General features: G+C 36.1%; 27 protein-coding genes, 1 riboswitch and 1 other annotated feature. Of the genes, 5 read left to right on the forward strand and 22 right to left on the reverse strand.

The genetic code is table 11. From position 1 onward, the window contains the following. Positions 1 to 12: 12 nt before the first annotated feature. The 3 genes from hmpA to BM350_RS06860 form a co-directional block, all read right to left on the reverse strand. Complete coding sequence (gene hmpA, locus BM350_RS06850; RefSeq protein ID WP_090915464.1) at positions 13 to 1,221, reverse strand: NO-inducible flavohemoprotein; 1,209 nt, start codon at positions 1,219 to 1,221, stop codon at positions 13 to 15. A 225-nt stretch (positions 1,222 to 1,446) separates the two neighbouring features. Continuing rightward, a complete protein-coding gene (locus BM350_RS06855) occupies positions 1,447 to 1,965 on the reverse strand; it encodes a hypothetical protein (RefSeq protein WP_090915462.1) in 519 nt (172 codons plus the stop codon). Between the two features lie 113 nt (positions 1,966 to 2,078). Beyond that, positions 2,079 to 3,176, reverse strand: coding sequence for a site-2 protease family protein (locus BM350_RS06860; RefSeq protein ID WP_090915461.1), 1,098 nt, complete (start codon positions 3,174 to 3,176; stop codon positions 2,079 to 2,081). 122 nt (positions 3,177 to 3,298) lie between these two features. Here BM350_RS06860 and BM350_RS06865 point away from each other — a divergent pair, with 122 nt between their 5' ends. Then, positions 3,299 to 3,496, forward strand: coding sequence for a hypothetical protein (locus BM350_RS06865; RefSeq protein WP_090915460.1), 198 nt, complete (start codon positions 3,299 to 3,301; stop codon positions 3,494 to 3,496). A 49-nt stretch (positions 3,497 to 3,545) separates the two neighbouring features. Here the strand turns inward: BM350_RS06865 and BM350_RS06870 are convergent, their stop codons facing one another. Further along, positions 3,546 to 4,412 carry a hypothetical protein gene (locus BM350_RS06870; RefSeq protein WP_090915458.1) on the reverse strand — a complete coding sequence of 289 codons (867 nt, stop codon included), beginning with the start codon at positions 4,410 to 4,412 and terminating at the stop codon, positions 3,546 to 3,548. A 111-nt stretch (positions 4,413 to 4,523) separates the two neighbouring features. On the opposite strand from BM350_RS06870, the gene BM350_RS06875 reads away from it, so the two are divergent. Further along, complete coding sequence (locus BM350_RS06875; RefSeq protein WP_090915456.1) at positions 4,524 to 5,300, forward strand: class I SAM-dependent methyltransferase; 777 nt, start codon at positions 4,524 to 4,526, stop codon at positions 5,298 to 5,300. Between the two features lie 33 nt (positions 5,301 to 5,333). Here BM350_RS06875 and BM350_RS06880 read toward each other — a convergent pair whose 3' ends face one another. Further along, the gene (locus tag BM350_RS06880) at positions 5,334 to 5,543 is read right to left on the reverse strand and encodes a hypothetical protein (protein WP_090915600.1); all 210 of its coding nucleotides are present in this window, start codon (positions 5,541 to 5,543) and stop codon (positions 5,334 to 5,336) included. A 516-nt stretch (positions 5,544 to 6,059) separates the two neighbouring features. On the opposite strand from BM350_RS06880, the gene BM350_RS06890 reads away from it, so the two are divergent. Then, on the forward strand, positions 6,060 to 7,601 hold the full coding sequence (locus BM350_RS06890; RefSeq protein WP_090915454.1) for a bifunctional metallophosphatase/5'-nucleotidase: 1,542 nt from the start codon (positions 6,060 to 6,062) through the stop codon (positions 7,599 to 7,601). Between the two features lie 38 nt (positions 7,602 to 7,639). On the opposite strand, the gene BM350_RS06895 is transcribed toward BM350_RS06890, so the two are convergent. From BM350_RS06895 to gltP, 8 genes are all read right to left on the reverse strand, one after another. Beyond that, positions 7,640 to 8,272 (reverse strand): response regulator, encoded by a 633-nt coding sequence (locus BM350_RS06895; protein ID WP_090915452.1) that lies wholly within the window; start codon positions 8,270 to 8,272, stop codon positions 7,640 to 7,642. Next, positions 8,265 to 9,326, reverse strand: coding sequence for a sensor histidine kinase (locus BM350_RS06900; RefSeq protein ID WP_090915450.1), 1,062 nt, complete (start codon positions 9,324 to 9,326; stop codon positions 8,265 to 8,267). Before BM350_RS06900 ends, BM350_RS06895 begins: the two co-directional genes overlap by 8 nt. Further along, positions 9,326 to 10,066: a cell wall-active antibiotics response protein LiaF gene (gene liaF / locus BM350_RS06905; RefSeq protein WP_090915448.1), complete on the reverse strand. Its 741-nt coding sequence runs from the start codon at positions 10,064 to 10,066 to the stop codon at positions 9,326 to 9,328. The genes BM350_RS06900 and liaF overlap by 1 nt, the downstream gene beginning before the upstream one ends. A gap of 107 nt (positions 10,067 to 10,173) precedes the next feature. Next, entirely contained in the window at positions 10,174 to 10,836 is a 663-nt protein-coding gene (locus tag BM350_RS06910; RefSeq protein WP_090915445.1) for a PspA/IM30 family protein, read from the reverse strand. A gap of 45 nt (positions 10,837 to 10,881) precedes the next feature. Then, positions 10,882 to 11,238: a lmo0954 family membrane protein gene (locus tag BM350_RS06915; RefSeq protein WP_090915443.1), complete on the reverse strand. Its 357-nt coding sequence runs from the start codon at positions 11,236 to 11,238 to the stop codon at positions 10,882 to 10,884. A 483-nt stretch (positions 11,239 to 11,721) separates the two neighbouring features. Next, the gene (locus BM350_RS06920; RefSeq protein ID WP_090915441.1) at positions 11,722 to 13,038 is read right to left on the reverse strand and encodes a Na+/H+ antiporter NhaC family protein; all 1,317 of its coding nucleotides are present in this window, start codon (positions 13,036 to 13,038) and stop codon (positions 11,722 to 11,724) included. 97 nt (positions 13,039 to 13,135) lie between these two features. Beyond that, positions 13,136 to 13,241: riboswitch (SAM riboswitch) on the reverse strand. A 292-nt stretch (positions 13,242 to 13,533) separates the two neighbouring features. Then, positions 13,534 to 14,061, reverse strand: coding sequence for a ribonuclease FAU-1 family protein (locus tag BM350_RS06925; protein WP_090915439.1), 528 nt, complete (start codon positions 14,059 to 14,061; stop codon positions 13,534 to 13,536). A 163-nt stretch (positions 14,062 to 14,224) separates the two neighbouring features. Then, complete coding sequence (gltP, locus tag BM350_RS06930; protein ID WP_090915437.1) at positions 14,225 to 15,496, reverse strand: glutamate/aspartate:proton symporter GltP; 1,272 nt, start codon at positions 15,494 to 15,496, stop codon at positions 14,225 to 14,227. A 428-nt stretch (positions 15,497 to 15,924) separates the two neighbouring features. Here gltP and BM350_RS06935 point away from each other — a divergent pair, with 428 nt between their 5' ends. Both BM350_RS06935 and BM350_RS26825 read left to right on the forward strand, forming a co-directional pair. After that, positions 15,925 to 17,181 carry a murein hydrolase activator EnvC family protein gene (locus BM350_RS06935; protein WP_090915435.1) on the forward strand — a complete coding sequence of 419 codons (1,257 nt, stop codon included), beginning with the start codon at positions 15,925 to 15,927 and terminating at the stop codon, positions 17,179 to 17,181. 136 nt (positions 17,182 to 17,317) lie between these two features. Continuing rightward, entirely contained in the window at positions 17,318 to 17,485 is a 168-nt protein-coding gene (locus tag BM350_RS26825) for a hypothetical protein (protein ID WP_170857662.1), read from the forward strand. Positions 17,486 to 17,519: 34 nt separating this feature from the next. Here BM350_RS26825 and BM350_RS06940 read toward each other — a convergent pair whose 3' ends face one another. The 9 genes from BM350_RS06940 to BM350_RS06980 all read right to left on the reverse strand — a co-directional run bounded on the left by BM350_RS06940 (position 17,520) and on the right by BM350_RS06980 (position 26,201). After that, positions 17,520 to 18,863, reverse strand: a complete 1,344-nt coding sequence (locus BM350_RS06940; RefSeq protein ID WP_090915433.1) for a sodium-dependent transporter — start codon at positions 18,861 to 18,863, stop codon at positions 17,520 to 17,522. A gap of 111 nt (positions 18,864 to 18,974) precedes the next feature. Then, positions 18,975 to 19,219: a binding site (T-box leader), on the reverse strand. Positions 19,220 to 19,548: 329 nt separating this feature from the next. Further along, positions 19,549 to 20,157 (reverse strand): NAD(P)-binding protein, encoded by a 609-nt coding sequence (locus tag BM350_RS06945; protein WP_090915432.1) that lies wholly within the window; start codon positions 20,155 to 20,157, stop codon positions 19,549 to 19,551. Then, positions 20,126 to 20,884: a sirohydrochlorin chelatase gene (locus BM350_RS06950; RefSeq protein WP_090915430.1), complete on the reverse strand. Its 759-nt coding sequence runs from the start codon at positions 20,882 to 20,884 to the stop codon at positions 20,126 to 20,128. Before BM350_RS06950 ends, BM350_RS06945 begins: the two co-directional genes overlap by 32 nt. A 1-nt stretch (position 20,885) precedes the next feature. Continuing rightward, complete coding sequence (gene cobA / locus BM350_RS06955; RefSeq protein WP_090915428.1) at positions 20,886 to 21,662, reverse strand: uroporphyrinogen-III C-methyltransferase; 777 nt, start codon at positions 21,660 to 21,662, stop codon at positions 20,886 to 20,888. 113 nt (positions 21,663 to 21,775) lie between these two features. After that, positions 21,776 to 21,976 carry a DUF3906 family protein gene (locus tag BM350_RS06960; RefSeq protein WP_090915426.1) on the reverse strand — a complete coding sequence of 67 codons (201 nt, stop codon included), beginning with the start codon at positions 21,974 to 21,976 and terminating at the stop codon, positions 21,776 to 21,778. 12 nt (positions 21,977 to 21,988) lie between these two features. After that, entirely contained in the window at positions 21,989 to 23,611 is a 1,623-nt protein-coding gene (locus BM350_RS06965; RefSeq protein ID WP_090915424.1) for a nitrite/sulfite reductase, read from the reverse strand. 108 nt (positions 23,612 to 23,719) lie between these two features. After that, complete coding sequence (gene cysC / locus BM350_RS06970; protein WP_090915422.1) at positions 23,720 to 24,319, reverse strand: adenylyl-sulfate kinase; 600 nt, start codon at positions 24,317 to 24,319, stop codon at positions 23,720 to 23,722. Between the two features lie 13 nt (positions 24,320 to 24,332). Beyond that, positions 24,333 to 25,469 carry a sulfate adenylyltransferase gene (gene sat / locus BM350_RS06975; protein ID WP_090915420.1) on the reverse strand — a complete coding sequence of 379 codons (1,137 nt, stop codon included), beginning with the start codon at positions 25,467 to 25,469 and terminating at the stop codon, positions 24,333 to 24,335. A 27-nt stretch (positions 25,470 to 25,496) separates the two neighbouring features. Further along, positions 25,497 to 26,201, reverse strand: a complete 705-nt coding sequence (locus BM350_RS06980; protein ID WP_090915419.1) for a phosphoadenylyl-sulfate reductase — start codon at positions 26,199 to 26,201, stop codon at positions 25,497 to 25,499. Between the last annotated feature and the right edge of the window lie 40 nt (positions 26,202 to 26,241).

A 26,241-nucleotide genomic window follows, 5' to 3' on the forward strand; every position in this document is an offset into this window, starting at 1 on the left:
CGTTCTTTCTAATTACTGTAAGCTTGCTGCTGGTCCGAAAAATTCAAAATGAATATGTTCTGATGAAACGCCCCATTCTGTCAAACCTACATGAATATGCTTCATAAATGGTACTGGTCCGCAGAAATAGAAATCTGCTTCATTAGAAGGAATAATAGTTTGTAACCACGCTAAATCAACAAATCCTTCTTTATCATAGTTTTTTACTTTCTTATCTTGCTCAGTTGGTGCAGAGTAGCAAGTATATGCTTTTACTTGTTCATGCTCTTGCGCTATATTTGCAACATAATCTTTCATTGCGTGTACATCGCTGTTTAACGCACCGTGAATAAAGTATACATTACGGTTTGGTGATTGTTGAATCAATGTATTTAACATACTCATCATCGGTGTAATTCCTACCCCACCGCTAATTAACACAACTGGTAATTGTGAATCCATATTAAGTACAAAATCTCCTGCCGGTGCACTTAATGGTAAAATATCTCCTTCTTTTACATGATCATGTAAATAATTAGATATCACTCCCTCTGGACCTTCCATACTTTTCTCACGTTTTACACTAATTCTATAATAATCTTTTCCAGGGGCATCGGATAAACTGTACTGACGGTTATGTGTATATGTTTCTCCTTCGATGTTTAGCTGTACGCTTACATATTGTCCTGGTAAGAATGAGGATAGCCCTCCTCCATCTTCCGGTTTTAAATAAAAGGATGTAATCACATCACTCTCTTTCTCTTTTTTCACGACGATAAAGTTGCGGAAGTCTTTCCAACCACCCGCTTTTGCTGCCGCCTCTTCATACATCTCTGCTTCTATACTAATAAATGCATCAGCAATTACACCATAAGCTTCTCCCCAAGCGTCCAATACTTCTTGCGGCGCATGAGCTACTTCTTTAATTGCTTGCAATAAGCATGTTCCAACAATCGGATAGTGCTCTGCTTTAATACCTAAGCTGCGATGCTTGTGTCCAATTTGTTTTACAACTGGAATAATTACTGCTAAGTTATCAATATAATTAGCAGCTGCATATACTGCATTTGCTAAGGCTTGTTGCTGTCTTCCTTTTTTTTGATTTGTATGGTTAAAAATATTTAATAGTTCAGGATGCTCAGAAAACATAATTTCATAAAAACGTGTTGTAATCTCTACACCTTTTTCTTGTAATAACGGTACAGTTGATTTTACGATTTCAATTGTTTTTGGATTTAACATACTATTCACTCCTCTATTTCTTTATCTATCTCTATTTTATAGAATACTCCAAATATAGGTTGTGATTTTAATCACTATAAACATGATGTTTTTGTGAAAAACGTCATAAAGTGAAACTTTAATCAGTGCTTTCATCTCTCTTTTGTGCTTGTCTCTCCATCTTAAGGTGGTGACTTACTGCTCAAAAGTAGCGGAATAATAAAAAGACATACTAAGTATGTCTTTTTACGGTGCTTGCAATACCTGTTCGATTATTTTCACATCTTTTCCATTTCCAAACTCTGTATAGCCCCAAATGTTCGTTTCACCTGTATATTTATTTAAAATAATATCAAGATCATGGTATACACGATGTGCATAAACAATATACTCAATATTCCGATTCGTTACTCCCTTTTTTAAAGTTTCATAACTTCGTTTCACATCTCGTTTTATTTGATTGTTTTTTACTTTCTTCTCAAAATTTTTTAAAGCATTCTCCTGTTCTTGAAACCATTTCATGAAATGATCCCAATCTCCATCTGTATACTTTTCTGCTTTTCCATAATTTAAAAAGTTATTATAACTTGCATGTGTTGTACCGATAAATTGTAACACTTCTTTCGTCTCATCCACATCTTCTACTTTTGGCATTGATGCTACACCAACCGGCTTACTCGCATAGTGTATAAAAAATTTGCTTAAGCCGTAACTAGCGATTCCCATGACAAGAAGAATTCCAAGTATACTCCACATTTTTTTCATACACCTTACCCCTTTGCTTTATAAATATTACATTTATTTATTAGAAGTGTAATATTCTATGAAAAAATGGGGGTTCCTGTATAAATAGTTCTTATCATTTCGACAATACTTTTCTACAAATTACGTGTCGGAAGTTGATTCTGCAAGATAGTGGTTCCTTGATATGTAGCATATCCGAGTACTACAAGTAATAATACATACAAAATGAACATACTTATACGAGTTTTCATATTTGCAGAATAGTACTTTTCATACTGTTCTTTTTCTTCTTCCCACTTATGTAATTTTCGCTCTGACACTGCTATTGCATCTTGCATCAATAGAAGGTACCGTTCTCTTTCCTCTTCATACGGTACGTAATCAAGTGGTTCAAATTTAGGATACAGGTAATCTAATGCTATTTTTCTTTGACGTTCTTCTTTTGTTAATGTTTTATCTCTTTCTTTCTGGTTAAGCATTGTCACTTCATGATGCATCATATAGATGGTGCGATGAAGTGCACCTGTTTCTCGCAATTCTTCTTTCAAACGTATAATATATTCTTTTATGGTATCTATTTTCCAACCAAGCTCTTGGATTGGTTGATTTCGCTTTGATACTCTGTGCCACTCTAAACAACCTAGTATAAAAATAAATCCAAGAAAAATACTTTTTTGTACAATTGCATAACCGAGCAATATAACAAGGCCAAGCGCCCAAATTTTCGTACTTACAACAGAAACAATTCGTCCACCATCAAGAGGTGATACGGGAATTAAGTTAAAGAAATTAATCATGCTACCAAGTACAATAACAAGTGCCCAAAATGGTTCTTTTGTTATCATATACAGTGGAATGGCTGGTAAAAAAGAGAGTAAACCAAATAACGGTCCCATATATGCAATGTATGCCTCATCTTTTGCGTTTTTAGGCAATTCTTTCATTCCTATAACCGCTCCCAAAAATGGGATAAAAATAGCAGGTGATGTTGCAATCCCTTTTCGTCTTGCTGCCCACAAATGACCCATTTCATGAATAAGTAATAAGTATACAAGTGCAACGCCAAATTTCCATCCGTATATTGCTGCATAAGCACCAAGAGATAGCAACATACTAAATACAGTAGAAAACTTTGCTAATTTTACAATAGCAAACACCCATTTTAATTTAGACAACAGAAAAACACCAACTGCTGCAATAATTCCCCATAATCCTTTTGTATTTTGTTTCATATTCCTCTCCTTACCGATAATCTTTTTCCTCTTAATTATGTCATATTTTTCAAGTTTATTGGAAACTATCGTTTATTTCCTCCACTTTTAGCCAATACTATACATGTAAGGAGGTGAAAACGGTGACATTGCAATCTGTTATGATCGGCGCCTTATCTTTTCTAGCTTCTATGCTAATTTTTTATACTGTTGGATATGTATTACTTTTAGATTGGCTACCCGACAATATTTTTATTAGCTCCATTATCCTTTCTGCACTTATTATCGCTTATTTTATTACGCGAAAGTCCATGAATGAACCTTCAACAAAAACAAAATAAAAGAGTGATGGTATCTTATCACTCTTTTTCTCATTTCCTAGAACAACCATTATCTTTCTAGCTGCATCTTCTCTCCATATTCTTTTACTATTTGAATAATATTTTGAAACGCACCTATCTCTTCTTTTGTATGATTCAATACTTTTAGGTTGTATTGATCATAATACGCTTCTAACATTTTTAATTGAGATGATGATATACCACTAACGGGAACAACAAAGTCCACTTCATATTGTTTATATCCTTCTTTCACTAACTCACCTTGTACTTGTTCACTTTTTTCTTTATTTATTATCTTTTGTACTTTCGAAGGAAATTGTAATTGAAAATAATAGTTTTTTTCTTTTTCCAGCTTTTTATATAATGCGTCTGAAATCGTATAATACACTGTATAATACACTGTATTTTCCTTTGTTTTAATGTGAAAACGAGTAATTTGTAAATCTTTTTTAGTGATTTCAGTTATAGTTGATTGCTGTCCCTCCTCATTTTGTATGAAAGGTGCCGACGGGAATAAAGAAAGAAGTTTTTCTGTATCCACTTTTGATATAAGATAAAAATTTTTTGGATCTGTTTCTTTTTGTAACCATCCTGTTCTCGCTTCTGTACGAAGCCAAGCTTTATATTTCTCTTCTTGTCCATTTTTCTTAACTGTAATTACATATTCCGGTTCACCTAATTCACCGATTACATTTTGTTTCTCTGCTTTACTTATAATATTAGCCGCTATTTTTGCTTCGTCATCCTTCAATATTGTTTCTTTTTTCCCTACTAGAGATACAATTACTTGTACATTCTCTTCCACAATACGCCCCGCTTCTTTTGTTGATTTTTCACTTTGTTCTATGTTCTCATCCGTTTGATTACATGCTACTAATAAAAAAAGAAAGAACATGAATAACCATTTTTTTCGCATAGCTCTCATCCTCATTCCTCAAAATAAGAAAAACTTATTGTCCTCGAAAGAAAACAAAATCAACCTAACAAATTAAATTCGATATAATATACATGAAAAGGAGGTTACAACATGCCGATAGATTTTCATAGTTCAGACAACAAATATACGTATACCAATCGTCAAGCAACAGATTCATGGACACATATGATACAAAACATTGTAGATGTCAAAGAAAAAAGAGTGATTGATATTGGATGCGGAGGTGGGATTTATACGAAACAACTTGCTATGATGGGGGCAGCTGAAGTAATTGGTGTTGATTTTTCAAATCAGATGATCCAGGCTGCCAAAGAAAATTGTACTCATACATCAAATGTTTCCTTTATACAAGGTGACGCTTATAACATCCCTTTTGCAGATGAAACATTTGATATTGTTCTATCACGAGCTGTTATTCATCATCTAGATTATATTCCGAAATTTCTTCAAGAAGCATATCGCATTTTAAAACGAGGCGGTATCCTTATTCTCCAAGATCGGACAATTGAAGACTGCACGATTTCAGGAAGTCCGGAACATATTCGCGGCTATTTCTTTTCTTGCTATCCCAAATTAATCCGCATAGAAGCAAAACGAAGACCAGAAACAAATCAAATACAACATTTGTTACATGATAACGGCTTTGAGACAAATCCGATTCAAACTCTGTGGGAAGTTCGTAAAACACATCCTTCAATTGAAGATTTACTTCAAGACTTATCACCACGTACAGGCCGCTCTATTCTCCATGAATTATCAGACAATGAACTTTCTGGGTTATTGCGACATATTCACTCTAAACTTTACAAGAAATCCCCCATTATAGAACAAGATCGTTGGACAATTTGGAAAGCTGCGAAAGAGTAACAAGCCTCACATGATGTGAGGCTTGTTACTCTTTCATAACCTTGTTCGGCAACACTCTTGATATCCACCATTTCTTGCCTGTGCATTACCACACTTCGGACATACTAAAAATCTGGATTGATTTGCAAACAAACTACCTTTATCAAAAAGTAACACTCCTGCCTGCTTAAGCGAACGAGAATAAGATAACCATATAAAACCACAAATTGCAGTAATACATAACAATACACCCATTACAAGCATTATCGTCACCTCTGCTTCGTTTGTTCTTTCCAGCAAGTGGATGATTACAGTATTCTCCATAATAAATAATAAATCCTTCTTTTCGTCATAAAATAAAGTGAAACTTCCATCAGTGGAGAGTTTTTTCATTTCCCACTGATGGTTAGCCCGCCCAACCTTGCACATGCCAGCAGTGATTCCCTCACCTATCTTCTTTAGAAAAGCGGAAGTGGCTCGTCCAGAATGTGAGGGGGATGGAGCTTCTGACGTAGAGGTGTTTTTTACCTCGTAGGAAGAAGCGAAGCCACCGAACATTCTAGCCACTGGAGCTGGACAACGACCCCCTCTCAATCTTAAAATGGGGGATCTTACTGCCCACGAATAGCGGGATAAAACTTCACTTAGAGCAAAATGAAAGTAAATTTATAAGAAACAAAAAATTTTATAATTCCATAAAAGATTTACGATTTTTTAATAAAACAAAAAGTTGTCCTTCTAATACAATAAGAATACTAGTATATGTGAAGGAGTGACAACATGTTTATCTTTCTTACGTATATCTCTTTTCTCATTTCTATAACTCTTTCGTCAGTTTTTTCTCCTCCAGAATCTCCTGAAATACCTGTACAAATAATTGGATTAAACGATTTACATGGCCAAATCCACACAACTACGCCGCTGCACAGAAAGCCCACCGGTCGCGCTGACTACATAGCCTCCTATATCAACTCCTATAAAAAACAATTTCCACACACCTTGCTTGTTCATACTGGTGATATGATTGGCGGAAGCCCCCCCATTTCGGCTCTCTTTCAAGATGAGCCAACAATAGAATTTTTAAATATGCTACAATTTGACGTTGGAACAATTGGTAATCATGAGTTTGATGAAGGTGTAGAAGAGCTAAAACGACTAATTGATGGTGGCTTTCATCCAAAAACCGGTATGTTTCCAGGTAGTTCTTTCCCTTATGTTTGTGCAAATGCACTAAATGCTAACACAAATAAGCCTCTATTCCCACCATATGCAATTAAGTGGATTGATGGTATTCCTATTGCTTTTATTGGCGTCGTTACAAAAGAGACACCATTTCTTACGATGCAAAGCGATATGTCGGCAGTCACCTTTATAGATGAAGCTACCGCTGTTCAAACATACGTACGAGAATTACAGCAAAAAGGCATCCATGCAATTATCGTTCTTGCTCATCTAGATGGGAAGACAACAGACGGAATTACCTACGGGCCACTTGCTGATTTAGCTAGTAAGCTTGATGATGATGTAGATATACTATTTGGTGGACACAATCATTCTTATATGAATGGATATGTGAATGGAAAATTACTTGTTGAAGCGTATTCTTATGGAAGAGCTTTTGCAAATGTGCAGCTCACAATTAATCGTAAAACGAAAGATATTACAAGAAAAACGGCAAAGATTATTCCTACTCATCATGATCAAATGCAACCTAATCCAATCATCCAAACATGGCTCCAAAGCTATCAAACAAAAATAGCCCCACTAACCGAGCAAGTACTTGGAAAAAGTGTACACGAGCTGACGCGAGATCAAAATAAAGATGGAGAAGCAAATCTTGGTGCTCTTCTTGCTACATCCCAGCGTCAAGCCATGCAAGCTGACATTGCATTTGTCAATCCGGGGAGTATTCGCCATGATTTACCAGCCGGTTTCATTACATGGGAACATACATTTCTCATCCAACCTTTTGAAAATAAACTCATTAAAATGGATTTAACTGGTAAAGAAATTCAAAGCGCACTGCATGAACAATGGGATGATGAAATACGTATGTTACAAGTATCTGGAATTCGTTACACATGGGGAAAAAATGGGATAGAATCAATTACACTAGAAAATGGTGAGCCACTCCAAGATCATACAACATACTCTGTCGTAGTAAATTCTTTCCTAGCAAATGGAGGAGATAAGTTTACAATTTTTCAAAAAGGGCGAAATCGTGTTGAAGGTCCGACAGATCAAGAAGCATTCGCAAATTTTATCCGTTCTACTCCATCTTTGGAAAATATTCGAGGGAATCATATTCAAAAAATACAGTGAATACTTACAAAATAAAAAAGGCTTCTTTACAGCCTTTTTTATTTTGTAAGCTGATGACGAAACGCATAAATAACTGCTTGTGTTCGATCACTTACATGTAATTTATTTAAAATATTACTTACATGCGTCTTCACTGTTTTTAAAGCAATAAATAGTTCATCAGCAATTTCTTGATTACTCTTTCCCTCGGCAATCAATAATAAAATTTCAAACTCTCGTTCTGTTAACTCTTCATGCAGAGGCTGTTCCTTCTTTTGCCGCATACGTGACATCATTTTTCCGGTAACTTTCGGTTCGAGTACTGTTTCCCCATCGTATGTCGCTCGAACTGCATCTGCTATATCGCTAGCTCGAGATGTTTTTAACAAATAACTAGTTGCACCAGCTTCAATAACCGGATATAACTTTTCGTCGTCTAAGAAACTTGTCACAACAACAATTTTTGCTTCTGGCCATTCTTGAGTAATCGCTCGCGTTGCCTCAACACCATCCATTTCATCCATGACAAGATCCATTAAAATAATATCTGGTTTTAGCAATAGTGCTAATTCTGAACCTTTTCTTCCATTTTCCGCTTCTCCTACAACTTCAATATCCGGCTGAGTCGATAAATAAGCCGATACACCCATTCGAACCATTTCATGGTCGTCAACAAGCAATACTTTAATCATCTTGTTCCCCCCCTCTTTCTATAAGAATTGGCACTTTCACCTCAATTTGCGTTCCTTTATTCGGAAAACTTAATACCTTTAAAGTTCCGCCAATTTCATGAACGCGCTCTTGCATAGAGCGAAGACCATATGATCCTGCTTTGTTCACACCTACTTCAAAGCCTACGCCATCATCAATAATTTTTAAAATTGCATATTTATCAATTTGGCGCAACCTTACTTCTGTTTTCTTCGCTTTTGCATGCCGCAATGTATTGGACAGTGCTTCTTGTACAATGCGGAATAAGTGATCTTCCACACCTTTTTTCAATTGAATTGGCTCAATCAACCATTCAATCTTCATATGTTGTTTTCTTGAAAGCTCTGTTAATAATTCTTCAATGCCCTCTGTTAATTTTTTACCTTCTAATTGGACGGGACGTAAATGTAGAAGAAGCGCTCTCATTTCTGATTGAGCGTTTACAACCATATTTTCAACAAGTTGTAATTGTTTTTGCGTACCCTCTGGTATATGGGCGGTTTGCACATTAATTGCTGACATCATCATCGACATCGCAAAGAGCTGTTGACTAACAGAATCATGAAGCTCTCTCGCTAAACGATGCCGCTCTTCTGAAATGGCCTGTTGTCTCATTTCTTCATTCCACTGCGCTCGTTCATTCGTTACTTTTTGAAATAATCCGGCTTGCTCTTCTAAACGTCTAGCAAGTGCAATTACCTTTCGTTCTACTTCTTGAAATTCATCTTCCCCTGTAAACGAAGCATCTCTCGGAAAATTCCCTCTTTCTACTTCAAATAAAAAAGTCGTTAATCCTTGGATACGCTGCTGCATATAATAACCAATTGCATATCCAACAATCCCACCAATGAGAAGACTCGTACCTAAAATAAACAAACTAACAGGAACAGAAGCAATAGATTCTTTCCATAATAAATCATACACATTTTGCTGGCTTTTCCATATAAAAACGATCGTACAAATAAGTGCAATACTCATAGAAGATAATATTGAATAGCGAATATACATCCATGAAATATTCTTCTGTTTTTTCATTATATTTTCCTCACTTCCGTATCGCCTACGATAAGCGAAGAAATAATTTTAATACGGCGAGGAGCTTCTTTATACTGTTCCGTTCTAAACTTCACATTACGATTAAAGCCTGTTTCTTCATGCGATGGGAGCAAAATTCTCCCAACAATAACTGAATGATTTAAAGATAGTTCAATATCGTACGGAACATACAAACGAATATTACCAATCACACCGCGAATGACAATGACAGTTTCACCTTCTGGAATTATAGCTGTTGTTAAATCAATTTCAACATCACCAATTCCATATTGAATATTAACATCTTCTAACTCATAAATATGATCCATTATTCGTACGTTACCAACCATTATATTCTTTATATACGGTTCTGTTCGATAGATTGGTTTTTCTTCATTTATATATTCTTTTTCCTTAATTTCGACCTGTACCGTTTTTGTCTTCTGCTGACCTTGCATCAATTGGTAACCAATGAAAGCTAAGCAAGCAAATAAAACGAGAACGAAAGCTGCTGATGAAAATAGGAAAAATAAGAAAACAAGTCCCCCAACAAATAAACACACATTCCCTCTCACATATCGATTCTTGTTTCGATAATGCCTCCCAAACATAATCATAATAAATGCAAAAATAAGGGCACCAGGTTCAAAATGCCCAAGAATCATATCAAGAAAAAGACCGAATCCAAATATGACGAGGAGCATCCCTAATAATTGTGTTTTTGAAAATTGTTTCTTCATTGCAGCTCCCCCTTCTTTATTATATATACATAGAAGAAAAAGGTATTGTATTCCAACACCTTTTCTTCTATCACTATATCATAAGCTCGTTTTATAATATACTACAATTATTGTACTGATTCTTTCGTTAAAGATACTTCTTTTTTCTCCTTCATTTCGCGCTCAAGCTTTGCAATTTTCATATCAAATGTGTCACGCTCATGATCTTCATGAATACGAAGTTCTAAATCACGAATGTGATTTTCAATTTCTTCAAAGCGTAAAAATGGGTTATTCTCATCCATTTTATGAAGAGCCGTATTCATACGACGGCTCGCATGTGCCATATTTTCACGTGCCATTAATTCCATACGTTTTGCATTCATTTCTTTTAGTTTATTTTTCATTTCAGATAGACGACGTTCTAGCTCATCTATTTGTTCTACAACTCCCGCATACATTTTTTCTAATCGAGCTACTTGCCCTTCGTAGTACGCAACTTCTTCTAATGCACGATCATGTAGTTGCATTTCTCCTGCTTCCTTTGCAATTACAGCTTGCTTGGATCTCTTATTTACGAAATAACGCGCCTGTTCAAGCTCACGAGCAAAGTTAGATTTTAATGTTTTGTGACGCTCAATTAATTTTTCAATTTTTGTTATCTCACGCTCACCATTACGTAAATATTGGTTTAACATCGCCATTGGATTTTTTCTTTCTTTCTCGTCTAACACATTATGAAAATCTGCAAGTATTGCATCGCGTACACGTCCGAATAATGATTGTTTCATTTTTAATCTTCCTCTCTTCTACTCTATTATTTTTTTTATTTAATATTAATTATTTTTCATTAATTTGTTCCACTCATCTTCAAAATTGCTATACGACTTCGAGCTATCTGAAGCAGCATCTACTACATCTTTCTCTTTTTTCCATTCACGGTATCCATAATATAGAACGACTAGTGCTGCAATACCGATTAATGCTGGGGAATGGGACAGGGCAATTGACAAGCCGATTAAACCGACAATCCCCCAAGCTAGTTTTCCAAAAAATGATTGTGCTCGCACAAATGATTTATAGCTCCAATACACAATCCCTGCTCCAATTGCTAACCCTACAATACCAGCAAGACTTCCAAGAGCAATTAAAGCTAAAATACCGGCTGCCATAAACGCTAAAAATTGTTTCATCTTGTGCTTGCCTCCCTTCGTTTTGATACTCTTATCTTACCTATCTTTTCATTTTTCTATAACGAGCTTAAGAACCGTTTTTCTCTCAGACTTAAGTCCTATTTATTATCAGACCTATATAAATACAAATTAAAAAATCGCTATAAAGATCTTTTTCTTTTTAGGCTGTCGAGAGCATCTGGCCATACATAGAAGCGGTCAGGGTCTTTTTCTGCCACATGCAAGGTTTAAAACAAAAAGAGAAAGCAAGTAGCGATCATGCTGTATTGTGCATAGTAGCGACTTATATGTCGAGAAATTAAAGTGGATATATATAAATACAAGATAAAAAACAAGCATAAAAGCCACTTTCCTTTTAGGGGGACGAGAGCATCTGGCCGTGCATAACAGCGAATTATATTTTTAAAAATCAAAATGGAATTCTATCGTTGTGATATCCAAAACAAAAGAGGATGCCTTTTATAAGACATCCTCTTTTATTCATTATGCTGTTTTTTGATATTCCTTTTTCTCAGCTACAGGCGAAAGGCGCGGAAAATTAATGACAATTGAGATAATACCGCAAACAGCAACTAACATTGGATAAAATGAGTACGGTAATAATTCAATTGGTGAAAGTGAAGCAAATCCTGCCGCCGTTAACATTTGTGCACCATATGGGATTAATCCTTGCACACTACAAGAGAATAGATCTAACAAGCTCGCAGATTTTTTCGGATCAATATTATATTGATCTGCAACATTCTTTGCTAGTGGACCTGTGAAAATAATAGAAATCGTATTATTTGCTGTGCACATATTTGTCATACTTACAAGACCAGCAATTCCAAATTCTGCACCTTTTTTCGAACGAATATTACGTGTTAGCACATTCATTAAATAATGAATACCGCCGTTATATTGAATAATTTCGACCATTCCACCGATTAAGATCGCTAATAATACAAGCTCCATCATACCATTAATTCCTACTGTAACGCTTTTAAAGAAACTTGCGAGTGTATAGCTTCCATCCAACATTCCGATAATACCAGCTAACACTGTTCCTCCCGTTAATACAACTAATACGTTACATCCAAGCAGTGCTGTAATTAACACTCCAGCATACGGTAAAATTTTCACCCAGTTAAACGCATGTGCCGTCATATTTGAATGAGTGCCTAACGTCAGAACGACTAACAGCACACTCGTAACAATAGCAGCCGGTAATACAATTAAGAAATTTGTTTTAAATTTATCTTTCATTTCCGTTCCTTGTGTACGTACAGCAGCAATTGTCGTATCTGAAATAAAAGATAAGTTGTCGCCAAACATCGCACCGCCAACAACTGTCGCCATAGCAAGCGCCATAGAAATATCAGTTTCCCCGCTAATTCCTACTGCAATTGGAGCCAATGCTGCAATCGTCCCCATTGATGTTCCCATTGCTAATGAAATAAAAGCACCGATAACAAATAAACCAACAACTAAAAATCCTTGCGGCAAAATAGAAAGAGCTAAGTTTACAGTTGATTCAACACCGCCCATTCCTTTTGCCGTTTCAGAAAACGCACCTGCTAATACAAAGATTAATACCATAATCATGATATCTGGATTGCCAGCCCCTTTAGCAAAACGTTCAACCTTTGTCGTAAAGTTTTCTTTCCTATTCATTACTAATGCAGCAGCAACTGCAATTAAAATAGCAACAAGAATTGGTAACTTATAAAAATCCCCTGTAATTACACCAGAGCCAATAAATAATGCTAAAAATATGCCAAGTGGTAATAATGCCCATGCATTTCCTTTTGTTTGTTCCAAAGTTATATCCTCTCCTATTTCTAAACCTATCCTTCACAAGAGCGAAAAAGACCTCTTCTGAAGAGAAGAGGTCTTATATATCATATAAGAAACACTCTTCTCATCTATCAAGCATATCGCTTGCTGGATTTGGCACAGCACTCTACTATGAGTCCGCTGCCGAGGCATCTTAGGGCCAGTCCCTCCGCCTCTCTTGATAAGAAGGTTTCATATTATATTTTGTATGAATTAATCTTTTTTTACTTTACTCGTTACAGGAGAAAATGTCAAACATTATTTCTATCAAAATAGTTGGTATTTTTTTGATATTACATAAATACAAATTAAAACAGCGACATAAAAACCCTCTTTCTTTTTAGGCGGGCGAGAACATCTGGCTATGCATAGAAGCAGCCAGACCATTTTCCTACCACGCGTAAAACGAAAACAAAGAGAGTAACTTGTTCTGCCTAATAGCACAACTTATATGTTAAAAAATAAAAATGAATTTATATATCAAACACTATCTTTTATTTTTTGAATTTCTGCTTCTAAAATTGAAAACCATAAAAAATCTTCTTCTTCAATTTTTTTTATAATCCACTTTGCCGTATTCCAAGCTAAATCATACTCCTCTTTTATAATATCTCCGTCCGTATATGCTTCTTCTAACTCATCTTCATCTAATACATACATTTCCCCGTTTGGTAACAACACAACATCTAAATATAAATCATCAAAATAAGGCAATCCTCTTCCATCAATTTTATACTCTTTTGCAACATCAATATAATATTGAACAAGCTCTTTGTTCTCGTTTAACATCGCTGTAATCACAAAATGTTTTTCACTTATAAAATACTGAATCCAAGTATAGCCATTATGCGCAATACAAATCTTTCGATTATTATACTGCTTATAATTAGGCTCCTTCACTTGCTTTATATGTAATATACCTAACATACCACCCTGTACATCTTTTACTGAATATGTTTTATCAATTAACCGTCTCCATGATGATCCATCTCCATATTTCCGTTTCATCCTCATTTCTCCCTTTTCCATATATAAATTCATTTTCATTTTTTTACATATAAGTCGCTGCTATGCATGACCGGATGCTCTCGTCCATCTAAAAAGAAAGGTTTTTTATATGTATTTATATAGAAAAGGGCCTTCACGTTTACCGTGAAGGCCTTTCTATCATTTAAGCTACTTGCTTCTCTGAAATCTCTTTCAAATAAGCTTGTCCTTTTTCTGCGTCATATTGTCCTTCCCATTTAGACATAACAACTGCAGCTAATGAGTTACCTACTACGTTTACTGCTGTACGTGCCATATCTAAAATACGGTCAATACCAGCGATAAATGCTAAACCTTCAGACGGAATACCTACTGTATGAAGCGTTGCTAATAATACAACGAACGATACGCCCGGTACACCGGCAATCCCTTTTGAAGTAACCATTAATACAAGAAGTAATGTAACTTGTTGTGAAATAGATAAATCAATACCATACATTTGCGCTAAGAAAATCGCTGCAATTGCTTGATATAATGTTGAACCATCTAAGTTAAATGAATAACCTGTCGGGATAACGAAAGATGTAATTGCTTTCGGGCAACCGAAACGTTCCATCTTTTCCATAATCTTTGGTAGAACCGTCTCTGAGCTTGCTGTAGAATATGCTAAAATAAGCTCGTCTTTTAAAATCTTAAAGAATTGGAAAATATTAATTCCAAATAACTTTGCCGTTAGACCTAATACAACAACAACGAAGAAAATCATTGATCCATAAACAACAATAACTAATTTACCTAATGGAACTAATGACGCTACACCAAACTTAGAAACCGTTACGCCAATTAACGCAAACACACCAAACGGTGCAAACTTCATAACTTGGTTTGTTACGTAAAACATTGCATCGGCTACACCTTGGAAGAAATTCAGAACTGGTTTTCCTCTTTCTCCAATTGCCGCTACACCTAAACCAAATAATACAGAGAAGAAAATAATTGCAAGCATATCTCCATCTGCTAACGACTTCATAATGTTCGTTGGAACGATATTTACGAACGTATCTGCAAATGAATGACTTTGTACTTGCTCTGTCGTAGCTGTGTACTTAGAAATATCCGTTTTTTGTAAATCCGCCATATTCACGCCTTTTCCCGGCTGAAATACGTTTGCCACTAATAAACCAACAACAATCGCAATCGTTGTAATAATTTCAAAATAAATAATTGTTTTTCCGCCTAAACGTCCAAGCTTTTTCACATCGCCAACGCCGGCAACACCAACAACAATACTTGCTACTACGATCGGTACAACAATCATTTTAATTAAACGAATAAAAATATCACCAATCGGTTGTAGATACTTTGCAACCTCTGGATTGCCATAAAAGATCGCGCCTACCAGAATACCAAGAGCAAGACCTATTAAAATTTGCCACGCAAGTCCAATTCTTTTCATACTTGCTGCAACCCCCTTCTTAGATGTTCTTAATTTTCATATTCTATTTTTCTATAAAATACAAAAATAGAAGTATTAAATATTGTTCGACTATTCAATACTTTCTTCCCCACTTAAAATGATAAGGCAAAAATAAAAATCTGACAACTAAATAACTTTGCCAATGTGCAAATATTTTTCTTGACAAAAATAAAACCAATGTAAGAAAACCTAACATGAGAACGATTCCTTCCGCTTGTTTCTTGCTATACATCAGTTACTATCTGAACAAATTTTTATAGTAGAAATGAGCAATTAAGACGTAAAATTCTTCTAGTTTCCGACATTTAATAACAATTATTTAAATATTTTTTTACATTATCATTACAACAATAGACATTTTTCGCTTTTCTATGATTATATAGAAACATAGGGAAGGAGTTAGGCAGATGAACAAAAAAATAACAGCGTTTAGTTTATTGACAGCCGGTACTATTTTCGTTTCTCCTGTGCTTTCAACAGCGTATGCGGAGACGAGTCAAGATAAATTATCTAATATTCAATCACAACTAGACGGTAAGCAACAAGAATTACATATGAAATCAGAAGAAAAACAACAATTAGAAAAAGAAATACAAGAATTGCAGAAAAAAATCGATGAATTAACTGCTTCTATTAATAAAAATGAGGCAGATTTAAAAGCAACAAAAGCGGAAATTGAAAAAACACAAAACAGTATCGCAGAGAAAAAAAAGCATATTGAAGAACTGCAAAAGAAAATCGATACACGCCAAGAATTAATTAAGCAGAGATTACAATCTATGCAAGAAAAACCTCGTACAAATTTAATTACAGAAGTATTAATCAATACGAACAATATCGCCGAACTATTAGAAAATGTGTATTCTATCAGTTTAATTTTAAATAATGATACAGATATCGTAAAACAACAAACATACGATCAAGATACCATTAAAAAAGAAAAAGAAGCAATTGAGAAAAAAGAACAACAACTGAAAGAAGCTGAGCAAACATTACAGAAACAACAGCAAGAACTACAAGCAAACCAACAGCAACAACAAACTTTGATTGCTGATTTGCACGCAAAGGCTTCAAAAATAGATTCTGAGATGGAAAGTTTAGAAGAAGCTAAGACTATTCTAGAAAATCAACGTCAAGCTGTCCAAAATGCAATTGAAGAGGAAAAACGTGCAGCAGAAACAAAAAAAGCTGAAGAACAAAAGCAACCTCAGCAATCTCAGCAATCAGCTCCTTTAGCACCAATTCTTCCTGCATCTCAAGTGAAAAATACTGGTGGTTTTATTAAACCAGCAGCTGGTGGCTTTACTTCTGGATTTGATGATCCAAGTCGTAGTCGCCATAAAGGCCTTGATATTGCATCACCCGGAACCGTACCCATTGTTGCTGCAGCTGATGGGGTTGTAATCCGCTCTGACTTCTCCAGTAGCTACGGAAACGTTGTATACTTATCGCACCGTATGAACGGTCAAACATATACAACTGTTTATGCTCATATGAGTAGCCGCTCTGTTTCAGTTGGACAAAAAGTAACACAAGGCCAGCAACTCGGTTTTATGGGAAATACCGGAGATTCACAAGGGCAACACTTGCACTTCGAACTACATATCGGGGAATGGAATCAAAGTAAATCAAATGCTGTAGATCCAGCTCCTTATATTAAATAAAAAAACTCGGCAATTGCCGAGTTTTTTTATTTATGTAAAACAAGTGAGCCTCATCTTTCATATTATTTTGCGATTTTTAACACCTTCTAGGCATTACACATACAATAATATAAAAGTTTTTTGAGGAGGTCTAAACATGAATCAAGAATCACAAGCAGTTGCAGAATTACAAGAAGCCAAAGAGACATTGATAGGCCGAATATTTTCAGTAGTTGGATCCGGTATCTTTTTTATTGGTTCCTTCATCGCAGCTGTTGTAGCTTTTAAAACATATACTCGTCTATTACAAACTTCTACATTGTAATAAAAAGCGGAGAATATTCTCCGCTTTTTATTAACTAAAGTACACCCATAACGTTTAAAAAGACAAGAAGAACCGTAATCGGAATAACGTAACGAAGCAAGAAGAACCATATGTTAAATAACGTTTTCCCTCTTGTTCCTGTAACTTCTAATTCTTGCATTAACAACTCTTTCTTCATTTTATTTGGTACAAAGAGCGAAATGGCTAATACACCAAGCGGAAGTAATACGTTACTCACCATAAAGTCCACTAAATCAAAAAATGTCTTTCCGAATAATTTCACATCACTCATAACTCCAAATGATAATGCTGCTGGAATTCCAACTACGAAAATAAGTAGTCCAATTAAGAGCGATGCCGATGGACGCTTCTTTTCATCCTCTTTCGCTACGGAAGCAACTACAATTTCGAGCATAGAAATTGCCGATGTAATCGTTGCAAAGAAAAACAGAATTAAGAATAAAATAAAGAAAAAATGCCCGAAAGGAATTTCTCCAAATACAGCCGGAAGAACGATGAATAATAATCCTGGTCCTTCTGTCGGACTAACACCTAACGCAAAAATCGCCGGGAAAATCGCTAGCCCCGCAAGTACAGTAACAAAGACTGTTAAGCTTGTAATTGACGTTGCTGATTTTGCTAAATGTTCTTCTTTTTTCAAATAAGAACTATATGTGACCATAACCGAAGCTCCAACCGTAAGTGAAAAGAACGATTGTCCCATCGCATATAAAATTGTTTTTGCTGTTAATTTTGAGAAATCTGGTTTTAAGAAAAATTCCACACCTTTCCACGCCCCGTCCAATGTAAGAGAACGAACAATGATTGCAAGAAACAGAACAAATAAAAGCGGCATCATATACTTACTTGCTTTTTCAATTCCTTTTTCTACACCTTTACTTACTATAAAAATTGTACAAAGCATAAAAATAAATTGTGCTCCAATTGCACTTATTGGATTTGCGATTGTTTCTCCAAATAATTTTGCGTAATCAGCGGCATTCTCCCATAATCCACCTGTTACGCTATAAAATAAATAAAGTAAAATCCAACCTCCAACAACACTATAAAATGATAAAACACTAAAACATGTCACAACCCCCATGCGACCAATCCATGGATATAATTTATTATTTGGTACTAATACTTTATACGCTGTCACCGCTTCTTTTTGCGTACTGCGACCGATCACAAATTCCGCCACTAAAAGCGGCATCCCAATAAATATTGTCATGAATAAAAAGACAAGAAAAAAAGCTCCTCCTCCACTATTTCCGGCAACGTATGGGAATTTCCAAATCGCCCCAAGTCCTACTGCTGCCCCGGCTGCTGCGAGTACAAAACCAATTTTCGACGTCCATTGCTGTGTTTCTTTCATGTTCATTTCTCCTTATCTGAATATTTACACTTTTCTTAATTATACACTTTCAGTTCATACTCGCCCACCTCCTTCAGAAAATAAAAAAGTCCCCTACACGCTATTATGCATGTAGAGGACGATATGTATAATATAATACCGTGGTACCACCTCAATTGGATAAACTATCCCACTTTTCAGGTACAGGAAAACTTCCGATACCTTATCCTTGTAACGGCGGAACCCGGGTTGCCTACTATCCGTTCAACATACCTCTCACAAGTCCATTCTGTATATTTTATCGTACCGGGCTCACACCTTTTCCCAGCTCTCTGAACGTCTCAAATATACGTACTCTTCTTGCTCATCGATTTCATGTATTGAAGTTAATTGTGATTATAGAGGAGATTATTTCATTTGTAAAGAATAAATTAATTTAGGGCTCTTCTCTCTTTTTAGTAACTCTTTATTTTATTAAAGAGAGGAAAACATCACAAACTATCAAAATACTAGCCTTTTTATCTATATATACATTTTAATTTTTCGACATATAAGCTGCCGCTGTGTAGAATACAACATGACCCCTACTTGCTTTTTCCTTTTGTTTTAAACCTTGCATGTAGCAGAAAAAGGCCCTGACCGCTTCTATACATGGCCAGATGCTCTCGCCCACCTAAAAAGAAAGAGGATTTTTATGTCGATTTTTTTATTTGTATTTATATAAAGAATACAGAAGTGTTTCTCGCTCTTCTATATCGTGTACATAGGTAGACTTAAGCACTTCCTGTAATACAATATTTTGTTTCTTCTTATCTAATTGTAACTGCTTCACTTTCATACGTACTTCATATAAAAAATCTAGGTATTCCTTATAACGATCATCATATTTCCCTGCTATTTTATCACGAATTTTTTTCGCAAGTTTTGGGCTTACCCCTCCAGTAGATACAGCAATATTCAATTTCCCACGATGTATAGCTGCTGGAAAATGTACATTACCACATTCCGGATTTGTAATTACATTTACTAATTGATTTGACGCTGCATCATCTGCAATTCTCTCATTTAACAACGGATCGTCCGTTGCTGCCACAACTAAAAAAGCCCCGATAAGATCGCTTGTTTCATATTCTTTTTGAAACCACCGGATTTTATGTTCTTCTACAAGCTGAATTAAACTTTTATCCAATTTTCTACTAATGACAATAATATTAGCTTCTTGTTGTAATAAAGGAGCTATCTTAAATGCCGCGACTCGTCCGCCACCAATGAAAACAACAAGTTTATTCTTTATTCGCACCGTTAATGGATACATATACATTCTCCCTTATCATTTCTTCTGTATGCTTAATGAGCATATCCTGAAACGCCTGATTTTTGCTTACATACGGACATAATACAATTTGAGAATGGTTATATTTCCGAACTGTTTTTTCAATTATTTTCATTAACAATCCTGTGAATAAAAGATATGGAAGGATAACAATCGGAGCATTCGTTGTTTGAACAAGCTCATGCAGCTTCTCTTCAAATCGCGGCTTAGCTGCTGCTAAATAACATACTTCGACATGCTCTACTTCATCTGCCGCTTCAAACAATGACGCAATGGCCCTAACATCTCTTAACGTTCCCTCATCACTACTCCCTCTTGCTACAAGTAAAAGAGTAACTCGTTTTCCAATGGATTTCATTCCGCTGCCATCTAAAATTGCAGTAACAAGTTTACGAGAAACACCAAATGGATTTCCATATGAAAAAGACACATAAGGATATTGATTTTGCAGTCGTCCTAACTCTTTAGGAATATCTATTTTTACATGAACTGCCGCTAATAAAAAGACAGGGACAATCACGATTTGATTTGCCCCTTTTTGTACACAAGCTGCAACTCCCTCAGCAATAGAAGGAGATGCCAATTCTAAAAAGCATAATTCCTGAATAGGAGCTGATATACGTTCCATACATGATGTAACAAAAGCAACCGCTTCTTCACACGCTTCCTGCACTCGACTGCCATGACAAATATAGAGTACCGCTTTCATGTTAAAGCACTCCGCTAAATAGGGATGAATGTTCAAGCGTTTGTTCAAACCAATGAATTTTCTCGCGAAAGCGTACAACCTCCCCAATTATAATCATACTCGGATTTTGGATTCGCTCATCCTCTGCTACAGATACGATACTTCCTAATGTTCCTGTAATTGTACGCTGAGATACTGTTGTCCCCCACTCTATCATCGCCACTGGCGTATGTTCACTTTTCCCATATTTCAGAAGCTGTTCACATATATAAGGAAGATTACTTACCCCCATATAAACGGCAAGCGTGTCGACACCCTTCGCTAAGTTTTCCCACTTCACTTCCTCTTCTGCTCCTTCTTTCCGGTGCCCTGTTACAACTGCAAAACTTGTGCTAGCTTCGCGGTGTGTAACAGGGATCCCTGCATATGCAGAAGCTGCAATCCCAGCTGTAATACCTGGAACAACCTCAAACGGAATATTATGTTTCACCAATGCCTCCGCTTCTTCGCCGCCTCTTCCAAATACGAAAGGATCTCCGCCTTTTAAACGCGTCACAATCTTTCCTTTCTTGGCATACTTCACTAAAAAAGCATGAATCGTTTCTTGCTTCATCGTATGGTAGTTTGGAAGTTTCCCGCAGTAAATTAAATCCGCTTCTGGCTTTGCATAAGAAAGCAGTTCTTTATTCACAAGACGATCATATAAAATGACATCTGCTTGCCTAATACATTTTACGCCCTTCACAGAAATTAATTCTGGATCACCAGGCCCTGCACCAACAATGTACACTTTCCCCATACTTTCTCCTCATTTCTTCTATAAAGTGAAACTTCCATCAGCAGAACCTTTTCTACTAATGGAAGTTGACAATTTTCCGTCTTACTTCCTGTTGGCATTGATTAGACCGTTTCCTACTCATGCAATACAAACGCTGCCCCCTTTCGAATTTTCTTTTTCTCATATAAAGAAATTTCCTTCACTTCCGGCAAAGGTAAAAAATATTTTTCAAGTTCTACTTCAACGAGACGAAATGCTTGCTCTTCACTTTGCGCAACAACGACTACAGGAACAACACCATTTTCCAAAACAGCTTCAAAACGATATAGATCCATATTGTTCTCCCCCTACGATGCAATCACTTCTTCTAAAATCGTATCTAATACTGCTTGTAAATCCGTTATTCCAATACGACTAACAAATTCATAAAACGTTTCACTAGGAAGCTTATTCTCCTTAAAATATGTTAAAAATGCAGTAAGAACATGTGGCAAGTCTTCACCATCTATTTTCCCTTTTAGCTTTTCATTGTAAGCACCTCCGCCTAATAGCGTCCCGCCTACATAAATTTCAAACGCTTCAACCATCTCCTTTTCTTTCGTTTTCATTTTGATACCTTGCAAGCCGATATCAGCAATTTGTCGTTGGCCGCAAGAATTTGGACAACCGACCATATGAATACGAATTGGTACATCTAATACAAGCTTTGTATCTAAATAATCTGCAATATTACGTAATCTTTCTTTCGTCTCTACTAATGCTAAATTGCAATATTCAATTCCTGTACAAGAAACTGCATAACCGATAAATGACTTTGGCTTTGCAGAGATTACTTCCCATAATGGTTCTTGCAATAGTGCATCAATATTTTCTTGAGGCACATTCGGAATAATAAAGTTTTGTGAATTACACGTACGAATTTCACCATTTCCATACTGTTTTGCAATTCTAGCAATCTCATACATTTCTTCTGCATGTAGACGACCGACGGGTACATTGAAACCAATATAATATCGATTATCTTGCTTTTGCTTATGAACACCGTAAAAGTAACCAGCATTCCACCCCTTTAGAGCACTTTCTCCTCTCTCATATAAAGGTCCTGTATATTGTAATAACTGTTCTTTAAATTTTTCTGCTCCCCAATCTGCAACAAGAAATTTTAACCGAGCAAAATGGCGCTTTTCACGATATCCAAAATCACGGAAAATCGTTGCAATAGCAATTGCTACATCTTTCACTTGCTCTGGTAAAACAAATACATCTAATTCTTCCGCCAAATATGAACGCGCTGATAAACCGCCTCCCACTTTGACATGAAAACCAATGACTGTCTCTCCATTAATTTCTTTCGTTGCAGGTGTAAATGCCACACAGTTAATCTCAGCATTTGCTGAATTGTACACATTTGAACTAATTGACATTTTAAATTTACGGGGTAGATTTGAAAATTCTTCATTGTGCTGAAAATATTCATATACCTCCCGCACAATTACTTGTGTATCAAGCAATTCATTTTCATCAATTCCAGCGAGTGGATTGCCTGTAATATTACGTGTAATATCACCGCATGCCCCAGCTGTCGATAAACCTACTTTTTCTAATCGCTCGAAAATGTCTGGAATTTGCTCAATTTGTAGCCAATGAAACTGAATTGCTTGACGTGTTGTAATATCAAGTACATCACGGCCGTAATCTTCTGCAATAGAAGCGAGAGCCTCCACTTGTTCATTTGTTATAATTCCAGATGGGATATTCACACGCATCATAAAATATCCCGCTTCTTTTGGGCGCTGCAAATATAGTCCTGCCCACTTGAAAGAATCCCATTCTTCTTTCGGAATAGACGCAAATCCATGTTCAGCATAATACGGAATATCTTTAAAAATTTCTAAACCGTCTTTTTCTAATTTCTTTTTCTCTGTTGCATTTAATTTTTCATTGTTTGCCCACACTTTTTCATAACTCATCTTTTATCCTCCTTATATAAAGTGAAACTTTAATCAGTGGGGGGGCTTTATCCCCCACCTATCTTCTTTGATCTTCTATTAATCTTGAGGTGAGGGTCTTACTGCCCTTTAATGCGGGATAAAGCTTCGTTTTTGCAAATAAGCAATAATTTGCTGTGCACATTCTTTGGTAGAATGGCGGTGTGTTTCCACAATAATCTCAGCTTGAATTGGCTCTTCATACGGAGAGTCGATTCCCGTAAATTGCTTAATCTCTCCGCTTCTTGCCTTTTTATACAACCCTTTTGGATCACGCTTTTCACATTCTTCAATCGGACACTTTACAAATACTTCAACAAACTCATCTTGTTCCACTATGTCACGTACTTGCTGACGATCTTCTCGAAATGGTGAAATAAATGCTGTTAGTACAATGTTCCCATTATCAACAAATAGTTTTGCCACTTCACCGATGCGCCGAATATTTTCTGTACGGTCCTCTTCGGAAAATCCTAAATCTTTATTTAGCCCATGACGAATATTATCTCCGTCTAATACATAATTACCGATATTCTTCTCAAATAATTTGCGAGCTACTGCATTGGCTACTGTGGACTTCCCAGAAGCTGATAAACCTGTAAACCATAGAACAAAACTATGATTCTTATTTTGTTTTCGGCGTTCTTCTTTTGAAACAGATGCTGCATGCCAAGTAATATTTGTTCCCATCTATTTTCTCTCCTTACTTTGTCACAACTTCTTTTTGCAAACCACGAATTAGGACTTCTACTACTTCTTTACGACTAAACGTACTTGGTGGTAGTTCTCCATTTCGCAAAAGCTCTCTTACCTTTGTGCCTGATAAAATGACATGCGCTTCTTTTCCATGTGGACATGTTTTTGTTGATGCCATTCCCTCACATTTTGCACAATAAAAGCTATGTTCAAAAAAGAGAGGCGTAATCCCTAACTCTTCTACTGTAAAATTGTTGAAAATCTCCTGCGCTTCATACGTGCCATAATAATTTCCAACTCCAGCGTGATCACGACCAACAATAAAATGCGTACATCCAAAGTTTTTTCTGACAAGTGCGTGAAAAATTGCTTCACGCGGCCCTGCGTATCGCATTGCCGCTGGAAATACCGCTAAAAAGACACGGTTATTTGGGTAGTAGTTTTCAAGAAGTACTTCGTAACTTTCCATGCGAACATCAGCTGGAATATCATCTGACTTCGTTTCACCAACGAGCGGATTTAAAAATAAGCCATCAACTATTTCAAGAGCTGCTTTTTGAATATATTCATGTGCGCGATGAACCGGATTTCTTGTCTGAAAGCCAACGATTGTTTTCCAGCCACGCCGTAAAAACTCTGCTCGCGTTTCACTTGGGTCTAAATAATAAGCGGCAAATTTTTCTTTTTCAATTCGTTTCACAAGCGTAATTGGCCCTCCCACATATAAATTAGGACGATCGTATAATTTCTTAACACCCGGATGTACGTCTTCTACCGTTTTATAGACAAGGAATGCCTCTTTTTCTTTGTTAGACGCGTAAATCTCTTCAACTTGAATTACACCATAAGTCACCCCTTCTTTTACGAGCCTAACTTCTTCTCCTACTTGTAATTCTTTCGCTTTTTCTTCTGTTATAGACAATGTAATTGGAATGCTCCATATCTCTCCATCTGTTAATCTCATTTCCTCTATTACTGACATATAATCACTTTTCCCTAAAAAACCAGTAAGCGGGCTATATCCACCGATAGCAATAAGTTCTAGATCACTTAACGCTACTGTATCTAACTCAATTTCCTTTACAATATGTGCAGTTTCATATGTTGTATCAATTCGATTCACCAATGTTTTTGTTTCACTCATTCTCTTCTTCTCCCTTTTTATCAGCCTTTATTGATAATGAAGACCACATTCCGTTTTTGTCTTTCCAACCCACCGTCCATCTCTCAAATCGCCGCCTTCTTGCACCTGTACTGTGCATGTTTCACATCCGATGCTTGGATACCCAATATCATGAAGTGGATTGTATGGTAAATTATGCTTGTATACGTAACGCCACACTTCTTTCCAAGTCCAATGAATAAGCGGACAAATTTTAACAGATTGAAAACGATGATCTTGATTAACAAACTGCGTATTTTTTCGCGTTTCAGACTGCTCTCTTCTCAAACCAGATATCCATGCTTTCCTACCTGTTAGCACTTCTTCTAACGGCTTAATCTTTCTTAATTGACAACAAAGATTTGGGTTATGTTCCCATAATGTATCGCCATGCTCTTTTGCCTGTTCTTCAAGTGTAAGTTTTGGTTGCTTTTCAATAATATTCAACTTAGGAAATCGTTCTCGTACTTTTTTAATTAAGTCGTACGTTTCTTGAAAATGAACATTTGTATCTAAAAATACAACCTTTGCAGATGGATTTACTTGGTTAATTAAATGCAATAATACCATTCCTTCTATCCCAAAGCTGCATGCATACACAATATCCTGCCTATAATGTTCATAGGCCCAGCGCACCGCTGCTAAAGCACCTTTCGTTTCATCATCCTCTGGAAATGAAACAAAATGATCTTTCCAGGTTTCATACGTTAACATCGCCCTACCTCCTTCATAAAACTCATACAAAAAGGCGGCC

Origin of the sequence: Bacillus sp. 103mf (assembly GCF_900116295.1) — a bacterium.
Taxonomy (GTDB): Bacteria; Bacillota; Bacilli; order Bacillales; family Bacillaceae_G; genus Bacillus_A; species Bacillus_A bruguierae.

Coding starts and splice junctions, on each gene's coding strand:
- gltP (WP_090915437.1), bottom strand. CDS start 15,496: ATGAAAAGAATTGGACTTGCGTGGCAAATTTTAATAGGTCTTGCTCTT.
- BM350_RS06880 (WP_090915600.1), bottom strand. CDS start 5,543: ATGCTTGTAATGGGTGTATTGTTATGTATTACTGCAATTTGTGGTTTT.
- cysC (WP_090915422.1), bottom strand. CDS start 24,319: ATGGGAACAAATATTACTTGGCATGCAGCATCTGTTTCAAAAGAAGAA.
- cobA (WP_090915428.1), bottom strand. CDS start 21,662: ATGGGGAAAGTGTACATTGTTGGTGCAGGGCCTGGTGATCCAGAATTA.
- BM350_RS06945 (WP_090915432.1), bottom strand. CDS start 20,157: ATGTATCCATTAACGGTGCGAATAAAGAATAAACTTGTTGTTTTCATT.
- BM350_RS06900 (WP_090915450.1), bottom strand. CDS start 9,326: ATGAAAAAACAGAAGAATATTTCATGGATGTATATTCGCTATTCAATA.
- BM350_RS06890 (WP_090915454.1), top strand. CDS start 6,060: ATGTTTATCTTTCTTACGTATATCTCTTTTCTCATTTCTATAACTCTT.
- BM350_RS06960 (WP_090915426.1), bottom strand. CDS start 21,976: ATGGATCTATATCGTTTTGAAGCTGTTTTGGAAAATGGTGTTGTTCCT.
- BM350_RS06855 (WP_090915462.1), bottom strand. CDS start 1,965: ATGAAAAAAATGTGGAGTATACTTGGAATTCTTCTTGTCATGGGAATC.
- BM350_RS06915 (WP_090915443.1), bottom strand. CDS start 11,238: ATGAAACAATTTTTAGCGTTTATGGCAGCCGGTATTTTAGCTTTAATT.
- BM350_RS26825 (WP_170857662.1), top strand. CDS start 17,318: ATGAATCAAGAATCACAAGCAGTTGCAGAATTACAAGAAGCCAAAGAG.
- sat (WP_090915420.1), bottom strand. CDS start 25,469: ATGAGTGAAACAAAAACATTGGTGAATCGAATTGATACAACATATGAA.
- liaF (WP_090915448.1), bottom strand. CDS start 10,066: ATGAAGAAACAATTTTCAAAAACACAATTATTAGGGATGCTCCTCGTC.
- BM350_RS06980 (WP_090915419.1), bottom strand. CDS start 26,201: ATGTTAACGTATGAAACCTGGAAAGATCATTTTGTTTCATTTCCAGAG.
- BM350_RS06870 (WP_090915458.1), bottom strand. CDS start 4,412: ATGCGAAAAAAATGGTTATTCATGTTCTTTCTTTTTTTATTAGTAGCA.
- BM350_RS06875 (WP_090915456.1), top strand. CDS start 4,524: ATGCCGATAGATTTTCATAGTTCAGACAACAAATATACGTATACCAAT.
- BM350_RS06860 (WP_090915461.1), bottom strand. CDS start 3,176: ATGAAACAAAATACAAAAGGATTATGGGGAATTATTGCAGCAGTTGGT.
- BM350_RS06940 (WP_090915433.1), bottom strand. CDS start 18,863: ATGAAAGAAACACAGCAATGGACGTCGAAAATTGGTTTTGTACTCGCA.
- BM350_RS06895 (WP_090915452.1), bottom strand. CDS start 8,272: ATGATTAAAGTATTGCTTGTTGACGACCATGAAATGGTTCGAATGGGT.
- BM350_RS06935 (WP_090915435.1), top strand. CDS start 15,925: ATGAACAAAAAAATAACAGCGTTTAGTTTATTGACAGCCGGTACTATT.
- BM350_RS06965 (WP_090915424.1), bottom strand. CDS start 23,611: ATGAGTTATGAAAAAGTGTGGGCAAACAATGAAAAATTAAATGCAACA.
- BM350_RS06910 (WP_090915445.1), bottom strand. CDS start 10,836: ATGAAACAATCATTATTCGGACGTGTACGCGATGCAATACTTGCAGAT.
- BM350_RS06950 (WP_090915430.1), bottom strand. CDS start 20,884: ATGAAAGCGGTACTCTATATTTGTCATGGCAGTCGAGTGCAGGAAGCG.
- hmpA (WP_090915464.1), bottom strand. CDS start 1,221: ATGTTAAATCCAAAAACAATTGAAATCGTAAAATCAACTGTACCGTTA.
- BM350_RS06925 (WP_090915439.1), bottom strand. CDS start 14,061: ATGAAACGGAAATATGGAGATGGATCATCATGGAGACGGTTAATTGAT.